Below are 20,667 nucleotides of genomic sequence, written 5' to 3'. Positions count from 1 at the left end.
TATTTAAATATTAATCTATTAATGTATATCCAACTAACCCCAAGAAAATTGCATCTTCTTCAGTGAAATTCCTAGCAGATGGAATAGGGAATGGGCTATAACTTAATTCTGTTAAAGAACCATCTCCATTTAATTGAAAAATAGAAATCTTATGAGAATTTACAGCAGAAACAGCATATACAAAACCATTTTGAGAAATAATATCTTTTAACTCACGTCCTTCTAATCCAGTAGTTCTTGTAATATAAGGATTTGCAATAATTTCTAAATTATCATTTGCTCCAACTCTATATGAAGCAATTGTGTTTTCTCCTAAATTCACAGCGAATAAATCTCTTTTATCTTCAGAAAAAGCTAACCAACATGATGAATTATCTAATTCTAAACCAGAGCGAAAGTGTTGACTCAAACTATAATCCGATGTATTAATGGAAACAACATCATAATCTATTTTATCTTCAATAACATTAAAACTTACTGTATATACTTTAGATTCTGATGGAGACCAAATAGCAGCTACTGTTCCAGCGACTCCTTCTTCCATAAAAACACCATTTTCTGTTGCAGATCCATTATTAAAATTATAAAAATATGTTTGAGCAGGTTTTATAAGACTTGGGTTTGGATAATTGATTAATGCATGATAAATTCCCATAGTTGTAACTGTAAATTTATCGCCATTTTGATTAAAGTTAACACTTGAAACTCCACCTAAGTTTCCATCAAAATAAGTGTCTAAAACTGTTTCAAAAGTTAACATTCCAGTTTCTAATTCCAATGAAAAAAGTGTGATATTTCTTTCATTTGAATCTATAATTGGTCCGGATAATTCTTCATCTTCGCCAATATATCCAACTTGTGAATGTTGATTACCTACAATTACCCAAGTTTTTCCGTTAATTGTTTTCACATCTAAGGTTACTGGACGAATACCTCGACTATTAATATTATACGAAGCCAATTCGTTTGGAGTTTGATCAATTAAAGTTAGATTTCCTGAAGGTTTATCAATTCTAAAAACAGAAATAGTTCCATTAGATGGGTTTCTCCCTGCATTTACAACTAATAATAAATCATCTATAATTCTTATAGAATATTGAGCGTCAAAGTCACCTTGTTCACTTGCACCCAAATCTTTCGTGAAGAAAGGGGAATTATCTAATTCGGCCAAGGAACCATCTTGATATTGTGCAAAACCTAGAACAGCATTTTGACCATTTGCATTTGTTGAGGTATACATATAACCAGTGATAATTTTTTCAGGAACTACCACATTATCATCATCATCTTTACAAGAAAAGATTAAAAATAGACTAAAAATGAATATAATTTTTCGCATAATAAATCTTTTGTTTACTTAAAATTAAGATTAATAAAAGTTATATTATGTTGTAATTATGTGAAAAAAAACATTTTTTAGTTTGAATATTTCTGATTTTTAGCTATTTAAATTACTTTTGTTTTTGTTAATTAAAATTCACTCTAAATCAGAATGATTCCATTGTGAAAATTATATTTTTTTTAAATTTACACTCTATTTCTAAACAAAACTATCTATGATGAGAAATATATTTTTTTTAATATTTTTTTTAAATGTATTAGCTGTAAGTTCTCAAAATTGTAATACGGAAATTCCCTTTGGTGAAAATGAAGATGTTGGTGTTTTTGCTAGAATCAACGGAGCGAAAATTTATTTAGAATCTTATGGTGATCCAGAAAATCAGACACTTTTGATTATTCATGGAAGTGGACAAAGTATCGCAGATATGTCTTGTCAGATTACTCATTTCATGGAGAATTATCATATCATCGCAGCTGATAGTAGGTTACATGGTAAATCTCAAGGGAAAATAAATGAACTAACTTATACACAATTAGCGAAAGATTATGTTTCAATCATGGATTATCTTTCAATAGGTCGAGTTTTTGTGATTGGTTATGGAGATGGAGCAAATATTGCTTTAGAAATGGCGAGTAGATTTCCAAACCGTGTTTCAAAAATGGTAGTATCTTCACCTAATCTTAGACCAGGAAATGATGCTGTTAAGCAAAAGGAAATAGATGCAAATGCAAAATTATTAACTCAAACTGAAGAATTGATTTTTAATAATGATACTTCTGAAGATTGGAGTAGACTCAGGAATCAATTAGAACTTGTAAAGTTTCAGCCGAATATGTCAAAATCAGATGTAGATAAAATTAAAATTCCTGTTTTAGTTGTTGCTTCGGATAATGATTTTATGAAATTAGAGCACGTAGTAGAAATTTATAATAATTTAGAGAATGCCCAATTATTTGTAATACCAAATAGTAATTATAATTATATAAAAGATGAGTCTGTGTTTTATAATTATATAGTGGAGAAATTTTTGGACGAAGCATTTAAAAGAAAAAACTATCAGACTAGACTATCGAAATAAATATTACTTGATATAATTTTCTTCAGCAAACTTATAACCGCTTTTCCACCATTTTGTCATTTTTTCTTTATCAAAAAGAAGTGGATTTAAGGTTAATACTCTTGGAGTAAAATAAAAATTTAGTTTAACACCAGAATGTTCTGCTCTAAATCTTCCTGAGTTGATATCTCTTTGTCCGATATTATACATCATAAAATCAAAAGCCTGAAAAAGCACGGAAAAAGTATTATTTGCTAAAAATTGATTATATAATATATTTTCAGTGTCTAAGATGATTACATCAACTTCCTTAGCTCCTTCGAGAATTGCTTTTTTAATAGGGATAATTGAACCAAAACTTCCATCCGCATATTGTTTATTGTTTTTTTCTAAAACACTCATAAAAGGAATTAAATTGCAAGAACCCCAAACCCAATCACAATAATCATCATATGAATTTTCTCTTAAATTTTTGAATTCAATTTGTTTTTCTGTAAAATTTGAGATAGTTATAAAAACTTCTTTTTTTGATTTTTTTAATTCTTCAACATAAGAGGGATGAATATTGTCTTTTATTAAATCTTTTAGATTTAAACTTTGTCCGAATGTTAATTCTTTTCGAAATAAACTCCATAGAACACGAAACATATTGATATGTATGTTTTTATGTCCATGATTCTTTTTTATTTTAAAAGGACAATTATTAAAGATGGATTTTTGATTTACATTTATAAATACATCTCGGATTTCATCCACTTTTCCTAAAGCTAAATGCGTAACTAAAAGACTTCCAGTAGAAGAACCAATATATATATCATATTTTTTCTTCTTTTCTTTTATTAAATATTCGGCTACACCACCAGCAAAAGCTCCTTTTGCTCCTCCACCAGAAATCACTAATGCTTTTTTCATATTTAGGAAATTACTATTAGATTTTACATTTTTTATTTTACATTTGGGAACTAAAAAATATCAGTTTATGCAAAAATTACTAAAAATTATCTTTTTATCTTTAATTATAGTGTCATGTGAGAATCATAATACTAAAAATAATGAAAAAAAAATTAGTTTAAAAGAGTTTCCTGTGCCAGAAACAAATATTAGAGCATTGGATGTTATAGATACTTCAAAAGTTTGGTACGCTGGTTCTAATGAGAAGTTTGGTTTTATTAAGGATAACTTCAATTTGTCTTTAGAATTAGATTCTATTCCGAGAGGAGAAGAGAAATATCATTTTAGAGGAATAAAGAAAAATGGAGATGATTTATTTTTGCTTAGTATTGAAAAACCTGCGGGGATTATTAAGTTTAATCAAGGAACAAAATTTGTTTATAGAGATTCTTTGAATACCGCTTTTTATGATGCCATTAATTTTTGGAACAACAAAGAAGGTTTAGTAATGGGAGATCCTCAAAATAATTGTCTAACAATATTGAAAACTGTAGATGGAGGAAATTCTTGGAATAAAATAGCATGTGAGAATATTCCACCTATGGAAGAAGGAGAAGCTGCTTTTGCTGCAAGTAATTCTAATATTGTTTTAAAAAATAATACTGCTTGGATTGTTACTGGAGGAAAAAAATCAAGAGTTTTAAAGTCTACTGACAAAGGTGAAACATGGACAAGTTTTGATACTCCAATTGTTCAAGGAAAAGAAACAACAGGTATTTATACAGCTGATTTTTATGATGAAAATGTTGGAATTGTTATGGGAGGAGATTATACAGACAAGCCTAATAAAAAAGCGAATAAAGCAATTACAAAAGATGGAGGTAAAACATGGCAATTAGTTGCAAATGATAAGCTACCAGGTTATATAAGTTCTGTGAAGTTTGTTCCAAACTCTAAAGGACAAGAGATTGTTGCTGTAAGTACAGAAGGAATTTACTATACAAAAAACCAAGGAGCAGATTGGCAAAAAGTAAGTGATCAAGGTTATTTTTCAGTGCAATTCGCTGATTCTAAAATAGCTTGGTTAGGCGGAGTTAATAAAATTGCTAAATTAACATTAAATTAATATTGAAATATGAAAAATAAATTAAATATTGCTGTTGTTTTTATATTATTTTTGTTTATTTGTTATAGTTGTTCGGATAAAAATCAAACTTATCTGAATAAGGATTTAAGTTGTTCTGATTCAGAATATAATGAGAAAGATCTGGAAGAGGTTATGGATATACATAAGAATTTTATTTTAAAATCTCCAAAAACTTGGAAAACAAATCTTTATTATAATGATTATGAAAGTGAAATTTTTACAGCCGATACAACTAAAGATCTAACCAAAACATTTATTTATGATGTTTCGATGATTAATGGAGATTTAAAAATGGATAAAGATTCAGAATCGTTGGTAATAAATAATTATTTACAGCAAGAAAATCTAAAACTTGTTTCAAATGGAAATGGTAAATTTCTAGACAGAGATAGTTTTTGGTTTTTAGCTGAAGGAACTAAAAGAAATTATAAATTTTCGAACTATATTTTATTTGTTAGAAATAGTGAGAAGAAATATTTAAAAGTAAATGCAGAGCTTTTCGGAGAAGATAATATCGATGAAAGAATCTGTAATATTGTAGAACTTACAAATAAAATAAAAATATTAAGTAACTATTAAACCATTAAAATCAACCTAAAAATTATCTAAATGAAAAAACTATTATTTAGCTTCTTTTTTCTTATTTCTATATTTTCTTTTGGTCAAGTTTTAAGTAGCCAAAAGTTTCAATCAGGTAAATTTACTATTCCACATCAAGAACCAGAACCAAATATTTCACCTGCTGATTGCGAGGCTTTCAAGTCAGGTAAATTTAAAATTAATGATAAAACGTCTGGAGTAACTGAAATTACTAGAGAGGGTTCAAAACAAATTGAACATAATTTAGATTCAGGAGTAAAAGTGGAGTATAAAATAGAGTGGATTGATCACTGTAACTATAAATTAAGTTTCGTTAAAATTCTAGATAACCCTAAAAATGAAAAAGTTTTAGAAAATGCAAATTCAAATGTGCAGATTATAAAAGCTGATTCTGGTGGGTATGAGTTCAAAATAAAATTTGATAAATTCAATCTTGAAGATAAAAACAAAATGTTATTGAATTAAAAGTGTTTTAAAGAGCGCTATAAGCCGATAGATTAGATATCTATCGGTTTTTTTATTATATCTTGTACTAAAATAAAGTGTTCAATAATTGAATAATAAAATGTATCAAAATTAAACCTCCTGTAATCTGTATATTTCTTTTTATAGAAGTTTTTAAACGAATTAAGAATAAGGCATTTATAATCCCTAAAAGCCCAATAATAATATTTGAAAATAAAACCCAATCAGGATACATAAACATAAATAGTATATCTGTATAGTGATATTCATAATACAATTCGATATTGTTGTAAATCCAATAAGCTGAGATTAAAATTTCAATAATTCCTAGTGTCAGAGCACCTTTTTTATTCATAATAATATTTTTGTGCAATTTTTTATGAACGAATATGTATAATTTTATTTGTTTATTTAAAAAAATAGTAATTGATTTTTTAAGTACTATTTAATAGATTCTATATCTTTTTTTAAATTGAATTTATCCTTTTTTATTTAAAAATTTTACAATTTGTTATAGTTATATTTTATCCAAATTTTCAACTTTAAAATCAAATAAAAATAGTTCATTATTAACTTGGTGTTTTTTATTTGTATCAATAGTAATTTCGGTGCCAAAATCAATTTTACTTAGTTCTTTTATCTTTAATATTTTATAGCTATTTAATCTTTTTGTTGAATTAAATTCAGAAGTAAAAATAATAATTGGTTTTTGATGAATTTTTGTTTTTAAAAAATAATTAAATCCAAATAAAATAATATGGTTTTCTTGTATTTGAATGTCACAATATTTAAAATAAAAAGGATTTCTTCTCAATAAACTTTTGCATTTTACATTGCTATAAAAACTAGTTGTCCCTGTCTTTTTTAAATCAAGATATTTCTTAAAAATATATTTGCTTCTTAGGTTTATAAATAAAATTACAGCTCCGAATAGAATGAAATAAAACAAAAGAAGAGTTAAATAAATCATAGTTCATTTATATATTTAAATCCAAATGTAGCAGATTATAATTAAATATTAGGAGATGTTTGAAATTTTACTACAAAAAAATAGAATCGAATTCATTTTACATGAAAAAAGGTTATTTCTTTTTACAGAAATAACCTTTTGTTCAAATCAAACCTTCTTCAAGGTAAGATAACCTTAGATAAAAAACTATGGCTTTAAAAAAAGCATCTTATTAGGACTTTCTTTTCTCAATGAAATTTCATCAAAAATAGTTGCAGGCCCTTTTGGCTCTCCAACTTTATAATCTGTAAAGTCTAACCAAGTCAATTTCATTGGTAAAGTAGATCCACTAATATTTTTCCAATCTTCGTATTTAATTAAGCTGTATTTGTCAGAAGTTTCTTTTGAGAAAAACGTTGCTGTGTAAGCTAAATATTTCATTTGGTAAGTATCTTCATCATAAAATAAAATATAATTATCTTTTGAAGAAGCTCCAACACCATCATTATATGAAATCTTTACACCTTTATAAGTTTTTCCGTCTGCCTGAATTGGCTCTACATTAGTATCATAAACAATCCCATCATCACTTAAAACAAAAGGCATTGCTAAAAAGTAGAAGTAAAGGTTGTGATAAAAATCTGGGCTACCTTTGAACACTGCAGAATCTTGTTTAATCCAAGCTTCTTTTCCATCAAATCCCATTTTGAATTTATCATTTTCTAAAACATCATGTCTAGTTTGTAAATCCGTCATGAATTTTTCAGAACCTCTTTTGTAAGAAAGCATTTTTTGATTTTTCCAATTTTGAATTCCTCCATGTGCATCAAATACTTTGATAAGCTCTTTCGGATATTTTGAAATATCAACTTTGATTTCCTCTTTTTTTTCTTCTACCACTTTCTTTTTAGTAGCATCAGAAGTACTGCATGATGCAACCATTAACCCTAAGGATACTAATATTAATCTATACATGTTTTATTAAAATTTACACTTTAGTCGGTAATTTTTATTTTCATTACAGAAAAAATATCAAAAAAGTAAATTATTTTATATGTCATAGATATTCAGAATTTTATAACATAAAAAAACCTTGGCCTAAAAATTTAAACCAAGGTTATCGAAAAAGTGAATTAATCGAATAAAGGAAAAATGTATTTATTAGTATTGTTAAAATTTAAATCCAAATCCAGCCCCTACAATCCAAGGATTAATCTCTACTTCCGCAGGAATACTTAATCCATCTAATAAATTAGAAGCATCAACAGTAACATCTGTTTTTAAGAACATTTTCTTAGCATCAACGTTAAAGAACCAACAATCAGTGATTTTATAATCAAATCCTAACTGGAAAGAATATCCTACAGCATTGTCATATTCAACATCTGCAACAGCATTTCCTTCGTCAATTCCATAGAAAATAGTATAATTAATACCCGCACCTACATATGGTTTAAAGTTTTCAGTAGGGTAGAAGTGATATTGTAAGTTAAGCGTAGGAGGTAATAACCAAACACTTCCTAAATCAACATCTGTAGGAGTATTAATTCCTAATGCTGATAAATCTGCTGATAAATCTTCAACATTGTGCTGAGTTGTTCCTAAAATTAATTCAGCAGCAATATTTTTTGTGAAATAATAAGTAAAATCAACCTCTGGAATAATTTGAGTTGAAATGTCTACATCACCACCAATCACACCAACTTTTGAGTCTACATCTGGAATAACAGCAGCAGCTCTAAATCTTACTTGCCATTTTTTAAAATCATTTTTAGTATCTTCTTGAGCGTTCATTCCAGTCGTGATGAATAACGCCAATAGCATTAAAATTCCAAATACTTTTCTCATAATACCTATTTGTTTTATTATTTTGATATTTCAAAAGTATCTAGAAAGAAAATCTAAAATAGTGACGAAAGTCAGTGTATAGAAACTTTTATATTTTTATGAATTACTAAAAATAATAGGGTGAAATTTTAATATATATAAAAAAAGCCGTTAAAATTAACGGCTTTCTAATATGAGTTTTTGTAGCTAAAAGTTTTAAATACTTCTATTTACAATATTTTTCTTTCAATTCATCAACCTCAGAACCATATTGATTTGTATATCCAAGCTTAGATGCAGTGTTTAAATCATCACACGCAGTTTCATATTTTTTTTGTTCAATAAGAATTAGAGCACGAATTTTATATGCATAAGAATTAGCATCATAAATAGTTAAGGATTTTAAAATATCTTGCATTGCTCCGTCCAAATCTTTAGTTTGTAATTTGCTAAAACTTCTATTACTATAAGCAAAAGGTTCATTTGGGTCTAAAGAAATTGCTTGATTAAAATAATTTATCGCTTCTTTATGTTTTCCCATTGTTTGGTATTTAAATCCAAGATTTACATAAGCTGCAGTATATTTTGGTTGAATTTCTAGTATCTTTTTTAAGTAAACGATCGTTTCTTCAGGTTTTCCTACTTCATCACAAACACTAGCAAGATTATTTAAGGCATCAAGATTGTTTTTATCTAATTCAATAGCTTTTTTTACATCTTTATAAGAACCTTGAAAATCTCGTATTTTATATTTCGTTGCACCTCGATTAGAATATAAAATAGATTTGTATTTGATGTTTTCTGTTAAATTTAGAGCTGTGTCAAAATCTTCTAATGCTTTATCAAACAAGGTCAAAGCGTCATAAATTACACCTCGACTTTCATATAGTATTGGATTTTTAGAGTGTACATTTATTCCTTCATTAAGCTTTGCTACTGCTGCAAAAGGATCATTTTTTTTCAATTCTTTTCCTGCTAATTCAACATATTCCTCAGCAGTTAAACTTTGACTGAAACTTAAAACTGTAAACAATAGAAATACAGTGTTAAATAAAATTCTCTTCATTTTCTTTAATTTTTAATATTCATAATTTTAAATAGATGATTAAAAATACTAAGTATTAATTAAAATAAATTACTTAAAGGTATAATTTTTGTTTTCAAATTTTAAAAAACTCAATAATGCTTAAAAAACTATTCTTCCTATTTATTATTTCGTTAATCTCTTGTAGTAAATCTAAAACAGAAAATAAAATTCAACTGGAAACTAAACCACTACAAGAAACAATTGATAATCAAAAACAAAAAGGCGAAACAAAAGCTTTAGAAGACATTAAAAAAGGAGGATATGAACTTTTTATTCCTAGAGATGTCAGTAATGATATGGATTTTTTGAATTTTTATGAAAAATATTTAAAAGATGTATATAATGTAAATAGTGTTTTTGATTATTGTGAACCAACACCGTTTTTAGATGCTTACTATAAAACAATGGAAAAAGAATTTTATAAAAATCATGACGAAAATATTTTTTATAAAATTATTCCAAATGTTGAGAAAGCGTATAAAATTGATATACAAAATAAAATAGAAAATAATTATTTCTTTTCTAAAGTAGACAAAAAACCTTCTTTTATTGGAGGGAATGAAAAACTAAAGAAATATCTTAAAAATAATTTTTCTGAAATAAATTTAAAAAACAAAAGGATTATAGTATTTCTTGATTTTAATAAAGATGGAAAAATAGTAAAAGTGCGAATTAGAAATGATATTGATAAAAGAAATAAAAAAATTATTGAATCTACTTTTTTAAATTCTCCAAATTGGAACCCTGCTATTAAAAATGGAAAAGCTGTAATTTGTAGAGTTGCTATTCCTTTAAGATTTTGATTGAAAGTATTATCTATTTTCATTTTTTTAAAAACAAAATATCTAAATACCTGATTTTAAAAATTGAATCTCACTCATAATTTAATTCAATATCTTTTTTATATCAAAAAGTATTTTTTGATAAACGTTTTTTATAAACGATTTTTGTGTGAAGTAGATTTAAAAACATGTCTATACAACCATATTTTTAAAGAAAAAACTTCTAAAAACAGATGAAAATTTACTCAATATAAACATAACAGTTAATAGCTATAATTTACTTTCAATCTTACACATGTAATTGTAATTTAATATTTTAATTATTGTTTTTTACATTATTTAACTAATTTTATATACAATCAAAAACTATTTTTCAATAAAAAAGCCCGTAAATAAAGGGCGTAACTAAAAATTAATTAAATCATGACAAAAAAACTTCATTTATTAATTACTCTACTCTTAATTTCATTTTCAAATCTATATTCTCAAGAATATAAAGAAATGATTCGAAAAGGAACTTTTACTGTTCAAGAAATTCAAGATTCTGCGGAAAAATACTTTAGAGAAAATGGAACAGGAAAAGGTTCTGGATACAAACAATTTAAGAGATGGGAGTTTATTGCTTTAAAAAAAATGGATCCAGATGGATATTTAAAATCAGATCAATTTTATTTTGAAGAATTAAAAAAAGTAAATAAAATTCAAAATCAAAAAAGCACTTTTGCTACTACAGTTAGTAGTGAATACTGGACAGAACTTGGACCAACTTATTATAATCAAACTTCAGGTTGGAATCCAGGTGTTGGAAGAATTACTTCTCTAGCAATTAATCCTAATAATTCTAATAACATTTTAATCGGTACACCTAATGCAGGAGTTTGGAGAACTACAAATAAAGGAAATACTTGGACTCCTCTTACAGATCATTTTTCAAATTTAAAAGTTTGGTCTTTAGCAATGGATCCGTCTAATACAAATACAGTTTATTGGGGTTCTACAAACGGTGTAATTTATAAATCTACAAACCAAGGTACAACTTGGCAAACTTTTGCAGATTTATCGGGTTCTTCGGTTTATAAAATTGCTGTTCATCCAACAAATTCGAATATTATTTATGTTGCAATGAATTATGGTGGTTTTTATAGAACTTTAAATGGAGGTCAATCATGGACAAAAATCACATCAGATTATTATGGATATGATATTGAATTCAATACAAGTAATCCAAATATTGTATATCTAAGTGGTAAAAATTTTCATAAAACTACAATAGACAATTCTAGCACTACAACTCATAATTTTAGTTCAGGAGTAAAAATGATTGGTGTTTCTGCAGCAAATTCAAATAAAATTTATGTTTTAGAAGAAGCTAGTGGAAAATTCGGTGCTTTATATGTTTCAAATAATGGAGGAACAACTTTTACAACCTTAAATCATGGAACTAAAAACTATTTTGGTTATAGTACTACTGCTAATGATAATAGAGGTCAAGCTCCTAGAGATATGGATATTGCCGTTTCTAATACAAATGCAAATGAAGTACATATTGCTGGTATTTTAACTTGGAGATCAACAAATGGAGGAGTTTCATTTCAAATTACATCGGATTGGGTTCCAGCAAATGCAGCTTATAAAAATATAGGATATTGCCATGCAGATGTTGATATTTTAGAATTTGTAGATGGAGAATTATTTGTAGGTAGTGATGGTGGATTATTTGTAGCAGATAACACAAGTTATATTAGTAGTAATTACTATGATGATTTAACTTCAGGTCTTGGTATTCGTGAATTTTACAAATTAGGAATTTCTCAAACATCTCAAACAAAAATATCTGGAGGTTCACAGGATAATGGAACTTCAATTTATAGTGAGCAAACAGGACAATGGAAAGATTGGCTTGGTGCAGATGGAATGGAAACTTTCTTCAACATAAATAATTCAAATATTGTTTATGGTACAATCTATAATGGTAGACTTTACAGAAGTTACAATGGTGGAAATAGCTATTCTTCATTACCACAAGGTTTCACAGGTCCTTGGGTAACTGCATATGAGCCAGATCCAGTAAACTCAAATACTTTTTATGGTGGAGGAAAAAGCTTATACAAAACTACCAATGGAGGTCAAACTTGGACAAGTATTTCTACAACTAGATCAAGCTATATTAACGATATAGAAATTTCTCAAACAAATAATCAAATTATTTATATCGGACAAGGATCGAGACTTTACAAAACAACTAATGGAGGTCAAGCTTGGCAAACGGTAAGTGGACTTTATGGTCAAGTTAGAGATATTGCAATTCATCCTACAAACCCTAATAAAGTAGCTGTTTGTATTAATAGTAGTAACCAAGTTTATGTTTCTAATGATGGAGGAAATTCTTGGTCTCAATATGATAAAAACTTACCTAACTTTAGTAAAACATCTATTGTTTGGCAAAATGATAGTCAAAATTCTTTATATGTTGGTATGGGATATGGAGTTTATATGATTAATGATAATTTAAACAATTGGGTTCCTTTCAATAATAATTTACCAAATGTGATGATTACAGAATTAGAAATTAATCATGTAAATAATACTTTATATACTTCTACTTACGGAAGAGGAATCTGGAAAACAAATCTTCCTAGTTCATCGGCTAGATTAAGTAATGAAAATCAATTAACGCAAAATATTTCGATTTATCCAAATCCAGCTAAAGATAAGATTACTATTTCAAATCAAGATGAATCATTCAATTCTTCTATAAGTATTTATGATCAAAATGGAAGGATTGTTAAGTATCTAAAAAACATCAAACTTCAAGAAAATTTAGATGTTGATATTTCTAATTTAGAAAATGGTATTTATTTCGTGAAAATAAATACTGAAAAAGGTGCTTACACTGAAAAAATTATTAAAAAATAAATTTAGTTTTTAAAAGAGAGGTTAAGATTAATCTCTCTTTTTTAATACAATAAACTGATTAGCTAGAAAAGGTAATTTTGTTTCGGGATCTATATAATCATTGTCCCAAAAACTAAAAACAGTACTTACGAATTTACCTCTTACTTCTGTAGCGATATAATAAACTATCAATTGTTTTCCTGAGGTTACAGATTGTATTCCTGATTCTGTATAAAAGATAGCTTTTTTAGCTTTAGTTTCAACTCCTTCAAAAATTAAATCTACTTCTTGTTCCTCAATCCTATAAAAATAATCTTTATTTGATTTTGCGCTTAAAAACTGTATGTTGACTGTTTCTTTTGCACTTTCTAAGGTTTTATGAATTGACCAATTTATTTGACCATAATATGGACATTGAATAGAGTTTAAATCCATATAATTACATCTATCTTTTCCTAAATGTATTTTTCTGCCAACAAAATTAATATACTCGGTGTCTGTTGTAGTATAAACTTCTTCAGGGATTTCATCATTCAAAACACGATTCATCAATTCTATCTCATCTAAGGCGAGTCTAGTTCCAGGTTTTTTAAACTCAAAGGATAAAACTTTATTTTCTTTTGTTTTTAAAAAATATAATACATAGTATATAGCACCTAAATTTTCATCATCCAGCTGAAAATAAGCCATATAATTTGTTTCTGCTATTTCAGTACTTGTTTGTAAATCATATGTTTCTTTAAATTCTAATTGTGGATTAAAAATCAATATATTTTTTTTAATATTTTCTTCGGAAAATTCTAAATCACTATAATGTTTACTGGTTACTTTATATCCATCAAAATTATAATAAACAATCGGATCCATTTTGATTGCTGATAGTCTGTCTAACAAATCTCGATTATTTTGAGCAAATAAATTTCCAATTGAAATAAATAAAATTAAAGCAAGGGTATAGATTTTTTTCATAGTATTTTGAACAATTTTAATTTGCAACCAATATAAAACAAAAAAGGCTAACAATAAAAACTGTTAGCCTTCTTAGATTCAAAATATATTTTTTTACATTCTGTTAGGAACTTCAATTCCTAAAAGTTTAAATCCATTTTTAATTGTTTGTGCAACTTTTTCTGAAAGTTGAACTCTTAAGATTTTTAAGTCTTCATCTTCACAACCTAAAATTGGAGAACTTTGATAGAATGAATTATATTCTTTTACTAAATCATAAGTATAGTTAGCTATTAATGCCGGACTATGATTTTTCGCTGCATTTTGAACAGCAGATGGGAATAATTCTAATTGTTTTAATAATGATTTTTCTTTATCAGAAAGAGAAATATCAGTTTTTGTATTAGAATAATCAAAATCTACTTTTCTTAAAATCGACTGAATTCTCGCATACGTATATTGAATGAAAGGCCCAGTGTTTCCGTTGAAATCAATACTTTCTTTTGGATCAAAAAGAATTTGTTTTCTTGGGTCTACTTTTAAAATGAAATACTTTAAAGCCCCCATACCAATTACGTTGTATAATTCTTCTTTCTCCTCTTCAGAGTAACCTTCTAATTTTCCTAATTCTTGAGAAATCTCACGAGCTGTATCAGTCATTTCAACCATTAATTCATCAGCATCTACAACAGTTCCTTCTCTTGATTTCATTTTTCCTGATGGTAACTCAACCATTCCATAAGATAAATGATATAAATTCTCAGCCCAGTCATATCCTAATTTCTTTAAGATTAAGAATAAAACTTTGAAGTGATAATCTTGCTCATTTCCTACAGTATAAGTCAAAGAATCGATATTATAATCGTTGAAACGCTCAATTGCAGTTCCAATATCCTGTGTCATATAAACTGCAGTTCCATCAGAACGTAAAACGATTTTTTCGTCTAAACCTTCATCTGTTAAATCAATCCAAACAGAACCATCTTCTTTTCTATAGAAAACACCTTTTTCTAAACCATTTGCAACTACTTCTTTTCCTAAAAGATATGTGTTACTTTCATAATAGTTTTTATCAAAATCAACTCCAAGAGCTTTGTAAGTTTCGTTGAAACCTTCATAAACCCACTGGTTCATCGTTTTCCAAAGTGCTACAACTTCTTCATCTCCAGCTTCCCATTTTCTTAGCATTTCTTGTGCTTCTAATAAAATTGGAGCTTGCTTTTTAGCTTCTTCAGTTGTAAGTCCTTTTTCTTCTAATTCTTTGATTTCTTTTTTATAAGCCTGATCAAAAGCAACATAATAGTTCCCTACTAATTTATCTCCTTTTAATCCAGTAGATTCTGGAGTTTCACCATTTCCGAAACGTTGCCAAGCTAACATACTTTTACAAATATGAATTCCTCTATCGTTGATAATTTGTGTTTTGTACACTTTTTTACCAGAAGCAGCAATAATTTCAGAAACAGAATAACCTAATAAATTGTTACGAACATGTCCAAGGTGAAGTGGCTTGTTTGTGTTTGGCGAAGAATATTCGACCATCACAGCTTTTTCTTCTTCTTTTGGAGCAACAATTCCAAAATCTTCTGTGCTATAAATAGAATTAAAAGTATTTACGAAATATGCGTCTGAAAATTCTAGATTTAAAAATCCTTTTACAACATTAAAATCCCTAATTTCCGAAACATTATTCTTGATGTATTCTCCAATGCGAGTTCCTATCTCCACAGGATTTCCTTTTACGTGTCGTAAAAATGCGAATACAACAATTGTGATATCTCCAGCAAAATCTTTCCTTGTTGCTTGAAATTCAACATTATCAATTTCTACATTATAGATTTCTTTGAAACCTTCTTTAACTACGGATGTTAATGTGTTTTGAATATTCATTTTTATTTAAAATTTGAACTGCAAATTTAGTATAAATAAACGGATTCTATCAAGGAAAATGATATGAAAAATTGAATTGATAAAATATTTTAAATCTCAATACTTAAATGATTTAAAATTAAAGTAAAAGAAGAAAAGACTTAGTGTAAACCAAGTCTTTTCAGGGAAAGATAATGTTTAGATAGAAAAATCATGAACTTTATACCACTAAAAAACAATCCTCTATTTCTAAACATCTTTCCGATATTTATTTTTTAAATAGGTTTAATGTTTTTCCATTTTGAATCCAAACTAATTTATTTTCTGAAGGGAAAAACTCTAAAACAGCATTTATTGCACCTATTTCAAATTTATTCTTTCCAATTGCTTCTGTACCAAAAATTGACATTCCTGTAGCTTGAGCTGTAATTGTTCCATTCTTTTTTTCAATTGTAATATCAAAAGGAAACTCTTTACTTTCATAGACACCGACATATTCATCCAGATTTTCAACTTTTCCATTATAAGTAGAAAATTTAGGGATTTCATATTCTTTTCCAAATGTAGCAAGAAGAAGAACGTGTCTGATTTTTCTTAAATCATAATCTGTAGCATTTGAAGTAAAAGCAATTGAGATTTTTTCTTTTGTGAAATACAAAAAATCTGAATTAAATCCATCAATCACACCACTATTACCATATGCTTGTTTGTTTTCAAAAGAAGTATCGAAAATTCCACGTCCGTAACCATCTTTCAAAGCTTCCATTATTTCAACACTCTTTAGACTGATAATTTTACCAGTAAATAATCCATCACTAAACTTCACAAGATCACGAGAAGTTGAAACTAAAAAACCTGCTCCAAGTGGTATTGACATATCAGTTTCAGGTTCTTGTTCCCATTTCCCAATTTTTCTATAAGATTGTGCTTCTCTGTTGTAAGTATTAATTTTCTTACCCACCAACGTACTTCTCATTTTTAGCGGTTTCGTGATATATTTCTTTAAAATTTCACCATAAGGTTTGTCATATACTTTTTCTAAAATAATTCCTAAAAGGATATAATTTGAATTACTATAATATGCTCTACTATCTGGTTCAAAATCACTTCCACCTTTTTCTATTTTCTTAATGATTTCTTCTTTACTTTTTTTCTGTGTATTCCAACTAAAAAAGTCAGAGTCATTGGTGAAACTATGAATTCCACTTCTGTGATTTAATAATTGGTCTATTGTTATTTTATTTGCATTCTTAATATTTGGAAAAAACTTTTCAATTGTTTCATTTAGAGTTAATTTGTTTTGTTCTACAGCTTTCATCGTCAATACTGCTGTAAATGTTTTAGTTGCAGAACCTATTCTGTATTTTGTTAATCTATCCGCTTTTCTGTTTTTATGAATATCTCTAAGTCCTACAGTTTTGGAATAAATTAACTTTTCATCCTTTGTTATTGAAACACTACCCATAAACTTGTCATTTTCTGCAAGTGTTTCTAAATAATTATTTAATTTCGATTTGTCAATATTTTGACTTTTTACCTTTTGACTTGATAGCATAATTATTATCATTGTCAAAAATCCTATTAAATATTTTTTCATGATTTAGTTTATTTATATTAATACTTATAACATTTAAATACAAAAGCTGGAGGTATATTTATTAAAGTTAAGCTCATGTTTACATAATAAAAGACATCTTTAAATTGATAAAATTTACCTAAACTATATTGGTATTGAACAAATACACCTCCGCTTTTCAAATACTTATTTATTTTGTTTAATAATCTACTTACCTCTATATTATTTAAAAGTGAAAGAGGTAAGCTTGAGATAATTATATCAGCGTTATAAATTGTTTTTTCACTTAAAATTTCATCAAAATCTAAAGCTGAATTATTCAAAATCTTAATATTGTTTTGATTTTCAAATTGAGAACAGCTATACTCATAAAATTTTTTATTTATTTCAAATGAATATAACATTGTGTCTTTTCTCATTCTTTTTGAAATTTCTCTAGTAAAACAACCATCTCCAGCTCCAAATTCTATTATTGTTTTTGCTTTGTCAAAAGGTAAATCCTTTAAACAATTATTTATTAAATATTTTGAACTAGGTTTAATTGTTCCACTAGTTTTTAATGATTTTAACGCTTCTTTAAAAAAGGAATTCATAACATGATTCATTTAAAATTTTATAATATAATATCGAAATAGATATAAAACACATCTAACACTAGTTCACCTATAAACACACCTGTAATCATATATTTAAATGGCATTTTAACTAAACCTGCTACATAACAAATAACATCTGTTGGAACAAAAGGAAAAAAAGACCAACCTATAACAAAATATATTGCTTTAGGACTTTTTAATCGTGTTTTCCATATTTCAATACTTTTAGATTGTTTTGTTTTAAAATAATCACTAAACCCTAATTTGTCAGCTAAAAAATAAAGTAATGTTGCAGAAAATAGAACTCCAGAAATCGAAATCATTAAGACTAAAAATAATTGATCTGGGAATAATAAGCTTCCCCCTATAACAAATGGTGTACTTGGTATCAAAAAAAAACCTCTAACAAATGTCAACAGGATATAAATAAAGATCATTTCATTCCCATAAGATTCTACAAATGCTTTAATATTATCGACCTTAATAATTTCTGGATTTTGTAAGTATTTAATTATTAAATAAATAATCACTAATATCCATAAAACAGTAAAAACTTTCCTTCCTAATTTCAACATAACTCCACTATTATAAACCATTTAATACTTCATTTTAAAAAGTTTTAATGATTAATTCTGAGGCAAAATTGAAGAGAAAAAATTTAAAAACATTTTTTTTTCAATGATGGCTATCAATTAATCAATTATTGTAAAAAATATACCTAAAATTCGGATATTGAAGAAAGTATGTTGTTGGTTGAAAGAAATAGACCTTTGATTGTTTATTAAGAATATTTCTAGAGGAAATATGTAATTTTGCAAGAAATAAAAATAAATGAAGCAAAACACAAAAACATTTTCAATTCATAATCCTTATATATTTTGGATATTAATTGCTTTGATATATTTTAGTATCTTATCGTTTTGGAATATAAAAGAAGCTATATATAATTCTATTCATTATACAATACTACAGGCTTTAATAGTTCAGATGAACTTAAAAATATTATTAAACAAATATTCTTATAATAGTAGGAAATATAAAATTTATTCAATTATTTTACTATTAACGTTTGTCCTAATTTCAACTGGACTTACAATAATAGCAATCAAATTTATACTTCCAGCTCGTCAAATTGATGATCGAAGTGCACCTTTTGTTTTTATATTTTTTTTCAATATTTTTTTTCTAGGAGTCCCTTTATTCATTAGTACTTTTTTTGATATTTTAAAAAAAGAAAGAGAACATCTTAAAGAAATTAAATCTTTAATTAAATTACAAAGTGAAACGGAACTAAAATTTTTAAAAAGTCAAATAAATCCGCATTTTTTATTTAATGCTTTAAATACTATTTACACAATAAGTTATATAGGAGATAAATCTGCTCCCGATAAAATTTTAAAACTGTCAGATATGTTAAGGTATGTACTTTATGATTGTAAAAGTGATCATGTTTTACTATCTCGTGAAATTGATTATATTATTTCATATATAGACTTTCAACAATTAAAAACTGAGAAACCACAAAATATAAATTTCTTAATAGATAATGTGAAAAATAATAATCATATTTCTCCTATGATTTTGATTCCTTTTATTGAAAACAGTTTTAAACATAGTAAAATTGATACAGACAAAAACGCTTGGGTGAATATTGATTTAATTTGTAAAAACGACAATTTAATATTTAAAATAGAAAATTCAATCCCTAAAATAGAAGCTCAAAATTGGCTAAATTCTGAAGGAGGGATTGGCTTGGAAAATGTAAAAAAAAGATTAAACCTTCTCTATCCAGAAAAGTATTCTTTACATATTGAAAAAAATAAAAATATTTTTAAAGTAGTATTAAACATTAATTTAAAGTAAAATGAAAACGGTAAATTGTATTGTAATTGATGATGAGTTTTTTGCTAGAAAACTATTAATAGATTATATAGAAAAAGTTCCTCACTTAAACTTATTAGATTCTTTTGATAATGCTTTTTATGCTTTAAATTTTGTAAATAATAATCAAGTTGATTTGATTTTTTGTGATATTCAAATGCCTGATTTGACTGGTATTGATTTTGTTAAAAGTTTAAATAACCCTCCAGCTATTATTTTTACAACAGCTTATGCCGAATTTGCTATTCAAGGTTATGAATTAGATGTTGTAGATTATTTAATGAAACCTTTTTCCTTACCTAGATTCATTAAAGCTGTAAATAAAGCTTGCGAATTAATTTATTTAAAAAAGAAAACAGAAATAAATATAAAAAACATAAATCAAGTTTCAGAAAAACATTACAGTAAAGAAAAAAAGTCAAATTTTATTCTTGTTAAATCAGATCGTAAAATCCACAAAATATATTTTGATGATATTCTTTTTATAGAAGGAGCTTTAGAATATGTGAATTTTTACACCAAAGAAAAAAGAATTATGGGGCTTTATTCTCTTAAAGAACTTGAAGAAATTTTACCAAAATTAGATTTCATGAGAGTTCATAAATCTTATATCGTTTCTATAAATAAAATAAATGAAATTGAAGGAAATCAACTTTTAGTTAGAGAAAATAAAATTCCTTTAGGCAGAAGTTATAAAGCACTTTTTTTTAAACGCTTTGGTCTTTCAGAATAAAAGCTGCTTCATATTGAAGCAG

19 protein-coding genes are annotated in these 20,667 nt (G+C 26.7%); 8 read left to right on the top strand and 11 right to left on the bottom strand.

Annotated elements, in window-relative coordinates:
• Positions 1-10: 10 nt before the first annotated feature.
• Entirely contained in the window at positions 11-1,339 is a 1,329-nt protein-coding gene (locus I0K12_RS06740; protein ID WP_196886427.1) for a hypothetical protein, read from the bottom strand.
• 220 nt (positions 1,340-1,559) lie between these two features.
• On the opposite strand from I0K12_RS06740, the gene I0K12_RS06735 reads away from it, so the two are divergent.
• Entirely contained in the window at positions 1,560-2,420 is an 861-nt protein-coding gene (locus I0K12_RS06735; RefSeq protein WP_196886425.1) for an alpha/beta fold hydrolase, read from the top strand.
• Between the two features lie 3 nt (positions 2,421-2,423).
• Here the strand turns inward: I0K12_RS06735 and I0K12_RS06730 are convergent, their stop codons facing one another.
• Positions 2,424-3,311: a patatin-like phospholipase family protein gene (locus I0K12_RS06730; RefSeq protein WP_196886423.1), complete on the bottom strand. Its 888-nt coding sequence runs from the start codon at positions 3,309-3,311 to the stop codon at positions 2,424-2,426.
• Between the two features lie 67 nt (positions 3,312-3,378).
• Between I0K12_RS06730 and I0K12_RS06725 the strand changes: the two genes are divergently transcribed.
• From I0K12_RS06725 to I0K12_RS06715, 3 genes are read left to right on the top strand one after another with little or no spacing between them, the layout of a single operon-like run.
• A complete protein-coding gene (locus I0K12_RS06725) occupies positions 3,379-4,416 on the top strand; it encodes a WD40/YVTN/BNR-like repeat-containing protein (RefSeq protein WP_196886421.1) in 1,038 nt (345 codons plus the stop codon).
• 9 nt (positions 4,417-4,425) lie between these two features.
• Positions 4,426-5,016, top strand: coding sequence for a hypothetical protein (locus tag I0K12_RS06720; RefSeq protein ID WP_196886419.1), 591 nt, complete (start codon positions 4,426-4,428; stop codon positions 5,014-5,016).
• A gap of 30 nt (positions 5,017-5,046) precedes the next feature.
• A complete protein-coding gene (locus I0K12_RS06715; protein ID WP_196886418.1) occupies positions 5,047-5,502 on the top strand; it encodes a hypothetical protein in 456 nt (151 codons plus the stop codon).
• Between the two features lie 67 nt (positions 5,503-5,569).
• Here the strand turns inward: I0K12_RS06715 and I0K12_RS06710 are convergent, their stop codons facing one another.
• The 4 genes from I0K12_RS06710 to I0K12_RS06695 form a co-directional block, all read right to left on the bottom strand.
• A complete protein-coding gene (locus tag I0K12_RS06710) occupies positions 5,570-5,857 on the bottom strand; it encodes a hypothetical protein (RefSeq protein WP_196886416.1) in 288 nt (95 codons plus the stop codon).
• A gap of 801 nt (positions 5,858-6,658) precedes the next feature.
• Positions 6,659-7,426 carry a DUF6503 family protein gene (locus I0K12_RS06705; RefSeq protein ID WP_196886414.1) on the bottom strand — a complete coding sequence of 256 codons (768 nt, stop codon included), beginning with the start codon at positions 7,424-7,426 and terminating at the stop codon, positions 6,659-6,661.
• A 195-nt stretch (positions 7,427-7,621) separates the two neighbouring features.
• Positions 7,622-8,299, bottom strand: a complete 678-nt coding sequence (locus I0K12_RS06700; protein ID WP_196886412.1) for an OmpW/AlkL family protein — start codon at positions 8,297-8,299, stop codon at positions 7,622-7,624.
• Between the two features lie 205 nt (positions 8,300-8,504).
• Positions 8,505-9,344: a tetratricopeptide repeat protein gene (locus I0K12_RS06695; RefSeq protein ID WP_196886410.1), complete on the bottom strand. Its 840-nt coding sequence runs from the start codon at positions 9,342-9,344 to the stop codon at positions 8,505-8,507.
• A 116-nt stretch (positions 9,345-9,460) separates the two neighbouring features.
• On the opposite strand from I0K12_RS06695, the gene I0K12_RS06690 reads away from it, so the two are divergent.
• Complete coding sequence (locus tag I0K12_RS06690; RefSeq protein WP_196886408.1) at positions 9,461-10,168, top strand: hypothetical protein; 708 nt, start codon at positions 9,461-9,463, stop codon at positions 10,166-10,168.
• A 402-nt stretch (positions 10,169-10,570) separates the two neighbouring features.
• Positions 10,571-13,063 carry a T9SS type A sorting domain-containing protein gene (locus I0K12_RS06685; protein ID WP_196886406.1) on the top strand — a complete coding sequence of 831 codons (2,493 nt, stop codon included), beginning with the start codon at positions 10,571-10,573 and terminating at the stop codon, positions 13,061-13,063.
• A gap of 27 nt (positions 13,064-13,090) precedes the next feature.
• Here the strand turns inward: I0K12_RS06685 and I0K12_RS06680 are convergent, their stop codons facing one another.
• The 5 genes from I0K12_RS06680 to I0K12_RS06660 all read right to left on the bottom strand — a co-directional run bounded on the left by I0K12_RS06680 (position 13,091) and on the right by I0K12_RS06660 (position 18,627).
• Positions 13,091-14,011: a hypothetical protein gene (locus I0K12_RS06680; protein ID WP_196886404.1), complete on the bottom strand. Its 921-nt coding sequence runs from the start codon at positions 14,009-14,011 to the stop codon at positions 13,091-13,093.
• Between the two features lie 93 nt (positions 14,012-14,104).
• Positions 14,105-15,880, bottom strand: a complete 1,776-nt coding sequence (argS, locus tag I0K12_RS06675; RefSeq protein ID WP_196886402.1) for an arginine--tRNA ligase — start codon at positions 15,878-15,880, stop codon at positions 14,105-14,107.
• A gap of 247 nt (positions 15,881-16,127) precedes the next feature.
• Positions 16,128-17,456: a serine hydrolase domain-containing protein gene (locus tag I0K12_RS06670; protein ID WP_196886401.1), complete on the bottom strand. Its 1,329-nt coding sequence runs from the start codon at positions 17,454-17,456 to the stop codon at positions 16,128-16,130.
• A gap of 17 nt (positions 17,457-17,473) precedes the next feature.
• The gene (locus tag I0K12_RS06665) at positions 17,474-18,028 is read right to left on the bottom strand and encodes a class I SAM-dependent methyltransferase (RefSeq protein ID WP_196886400.1); all 555 of its coding nucleotides are present in this window, start codon (positions 18,026-18,028) and stop codon (positions 17,474-17,476) included.
• Between the two features lie 20 nt (positions 18,029-18,048).
• Entirely contained in the window at positions 18,049-18,627 is a 579-nt protein-coding gene (locus I0K12_RS06660; RefSeq protein ID WP_196886399.1) for a TVP38/TMEM64 family protein, read from the bottom strand.
• Between the two features lie 235 nt (positions 18,628-18,862).
• Here I0K12_RS06660 and I0K12_RS06655 point away from each other — a divergent pair, with 235 nt between their 5' ends.
• Both I0K12_RS06655 and I0K12_RS06650 read left to right on the top strand, forming a co-directional pair.
• A complete protein-coding gene (locus tag I0K12_RS06655; protein WP_196886398.1) occupies positions 18,863-19,894 on the top strand; it encodes a sensor histidine kinase in 1,032 nt (343 codons plus the stop codon).
• 1 nt (position 19,895) lies between these two features.
• Positions 19,896-20,645 (top strand): LytR/AlgR family response regulator transcription factor, encoded by a 750-nt coding sequence (locus I0K12_RS06650; protein ID WP_196886397.1) that lies wholly within the window; start codon positions 19,896-19,898, stop codon positions 20,643-20,645.
• Positions 20,646-20,667: the final 22 nt, after the last annotated feature.

It is taken from the genome of Aureivirga sp. CE67 (assembly GCF_015767245.1).
Classification (GTDB): Bacteria; Bacteroidota; Bacteroidia; order Flavobacteriales; family Flavobacteriaceae; genus Aureivirga.
This window is presented reverse-complemented; position numbering and strand designations above follow the sequence as displayed.

Coding starts and splice junctions, on each gene's coding strand:
- I0K12_RS06735 (WP_196886425.1), top strand. CDS start 1,560: ATGAGAAATATATTTTTTTTAATATTTTTTTTAAATGTATTAGCTGTA.
- I0K12_RS06660 (WP_196886399.1), bottom strand. CDS start 18,627: ATGGTTTATAATAGTGGAGTTATGTTGAAATTAGGAAGGAAAGTTTTT.
- I0K12_RS06740 (WP_196886427.1), bottom strand. CDS start 1,339: ATGCGAAAAATTATATTCATTTTTAGTCTATTTTTAATCTTTTCTTGT.
- I0K12_RS06655 (WP_196886398.1), top strand. CDS start 18,863: ATGAAGCAAAACACAAAAACATTTTCAATTCATAATCCTTATATATTT.
- I0K12_RS06695 (WP_196886410.1), bottom strand. CDS start 9,344: ATGAAGAGAATTTTATTTAACACTGTATTTCTATTGTTTACAGTTTTA.
- I0K12_RS06690 (WP_196886408.1), top strand. CDS start 9,461: ATGCTTAAAAAACTATTCTTCCTATTTATTATTTCGTTAATCTCTTGT.
- I0K12_RS06710 (WP_196886416.1), bottom strand. CDS start 5,857: ATGAATAAAAAAGGTGCTCTGACACTAGGAATTATTGAAATTTTAATC.
- I0K12_RS06650 (WP_196886397.1), top strand. CDS start 19,896: ATGAAAACGGTAAATTGTATTGTAATTGATGATGAGTTTTTTGCTAGA.
- I0K12_RS06670 (WP_196886401.1), bottom strand. CDS start 17,456: ATGAAAAAATATTTAATAGGATTTTTGACAATGATAATAATTATGCTA.
- I0K12_RS06715 (WP_196886418.1), top strand. CDS start 5,047: ATGAAAAAACTATTATTTAGCTTCTTTTTTCTTATTTCTATATTTTCT.
- I0K12_RS06705 (WP_196886414.1), bottom strand. CDS start 7,426: ATGTATAGATTAATATTAGTATCCTTAGGGTTAATGGTTGCATCATGC.
- I0K12_RS06680 (WP_196886404.1), bottom strand. CDS start 14,011: ATGAAAAAAATCTATACCCTTGCTTTAATTTTATTTATTTCAATTGGA.
- I0K12_RS06685 (WP_196886406.1), top strand. CDS start 10,571: ATGACAAAAAAACTTCATTTATTAATTACTCTACTCTTAATTTCATTT.
- I0K12_RS06720 (WP_196886419.1), top strand. CDS start 4,426: ATGAAAAATAAATTAAATATTGCTGTTGTTTTTATATTATTTTTGTTT.
- I0K12_RS06665 (WP_196886400.1), bottom strand. CDS start 18,028: ATGAATTCCTTTTTTAAAGAAGCGTTAAAATCATTAAAAACTAGTGGA.
- argS (WP_196886402.1), bottom strand. CDS start 15,880: ATGAATATTCAAAACACATTAACATCCGTAGTTAAAGAAGGTTTCAAA.
- I0K12_RS06730 (WP_196886423.1), bottom strand. CDS start 3,311: ATGAAAAAAGCATTAGTGATTTCTGGTGGAGGAGCAAAAGGAGCTTTT.
- I0K12_RS06725 (WP_196886421.1), top strand. CDS start 3,379: ATGCAAAAATTACTAAAAATTATCTTTTTATCTTTAATTATAGTGTCA.
- I0K12_RS06700 (WP_196886412.1), bottom strand. CDS start 8,299: ATGAGAAAAGTATTTGGAATTTTAATGCTATTGGCGTTATTCATCACG.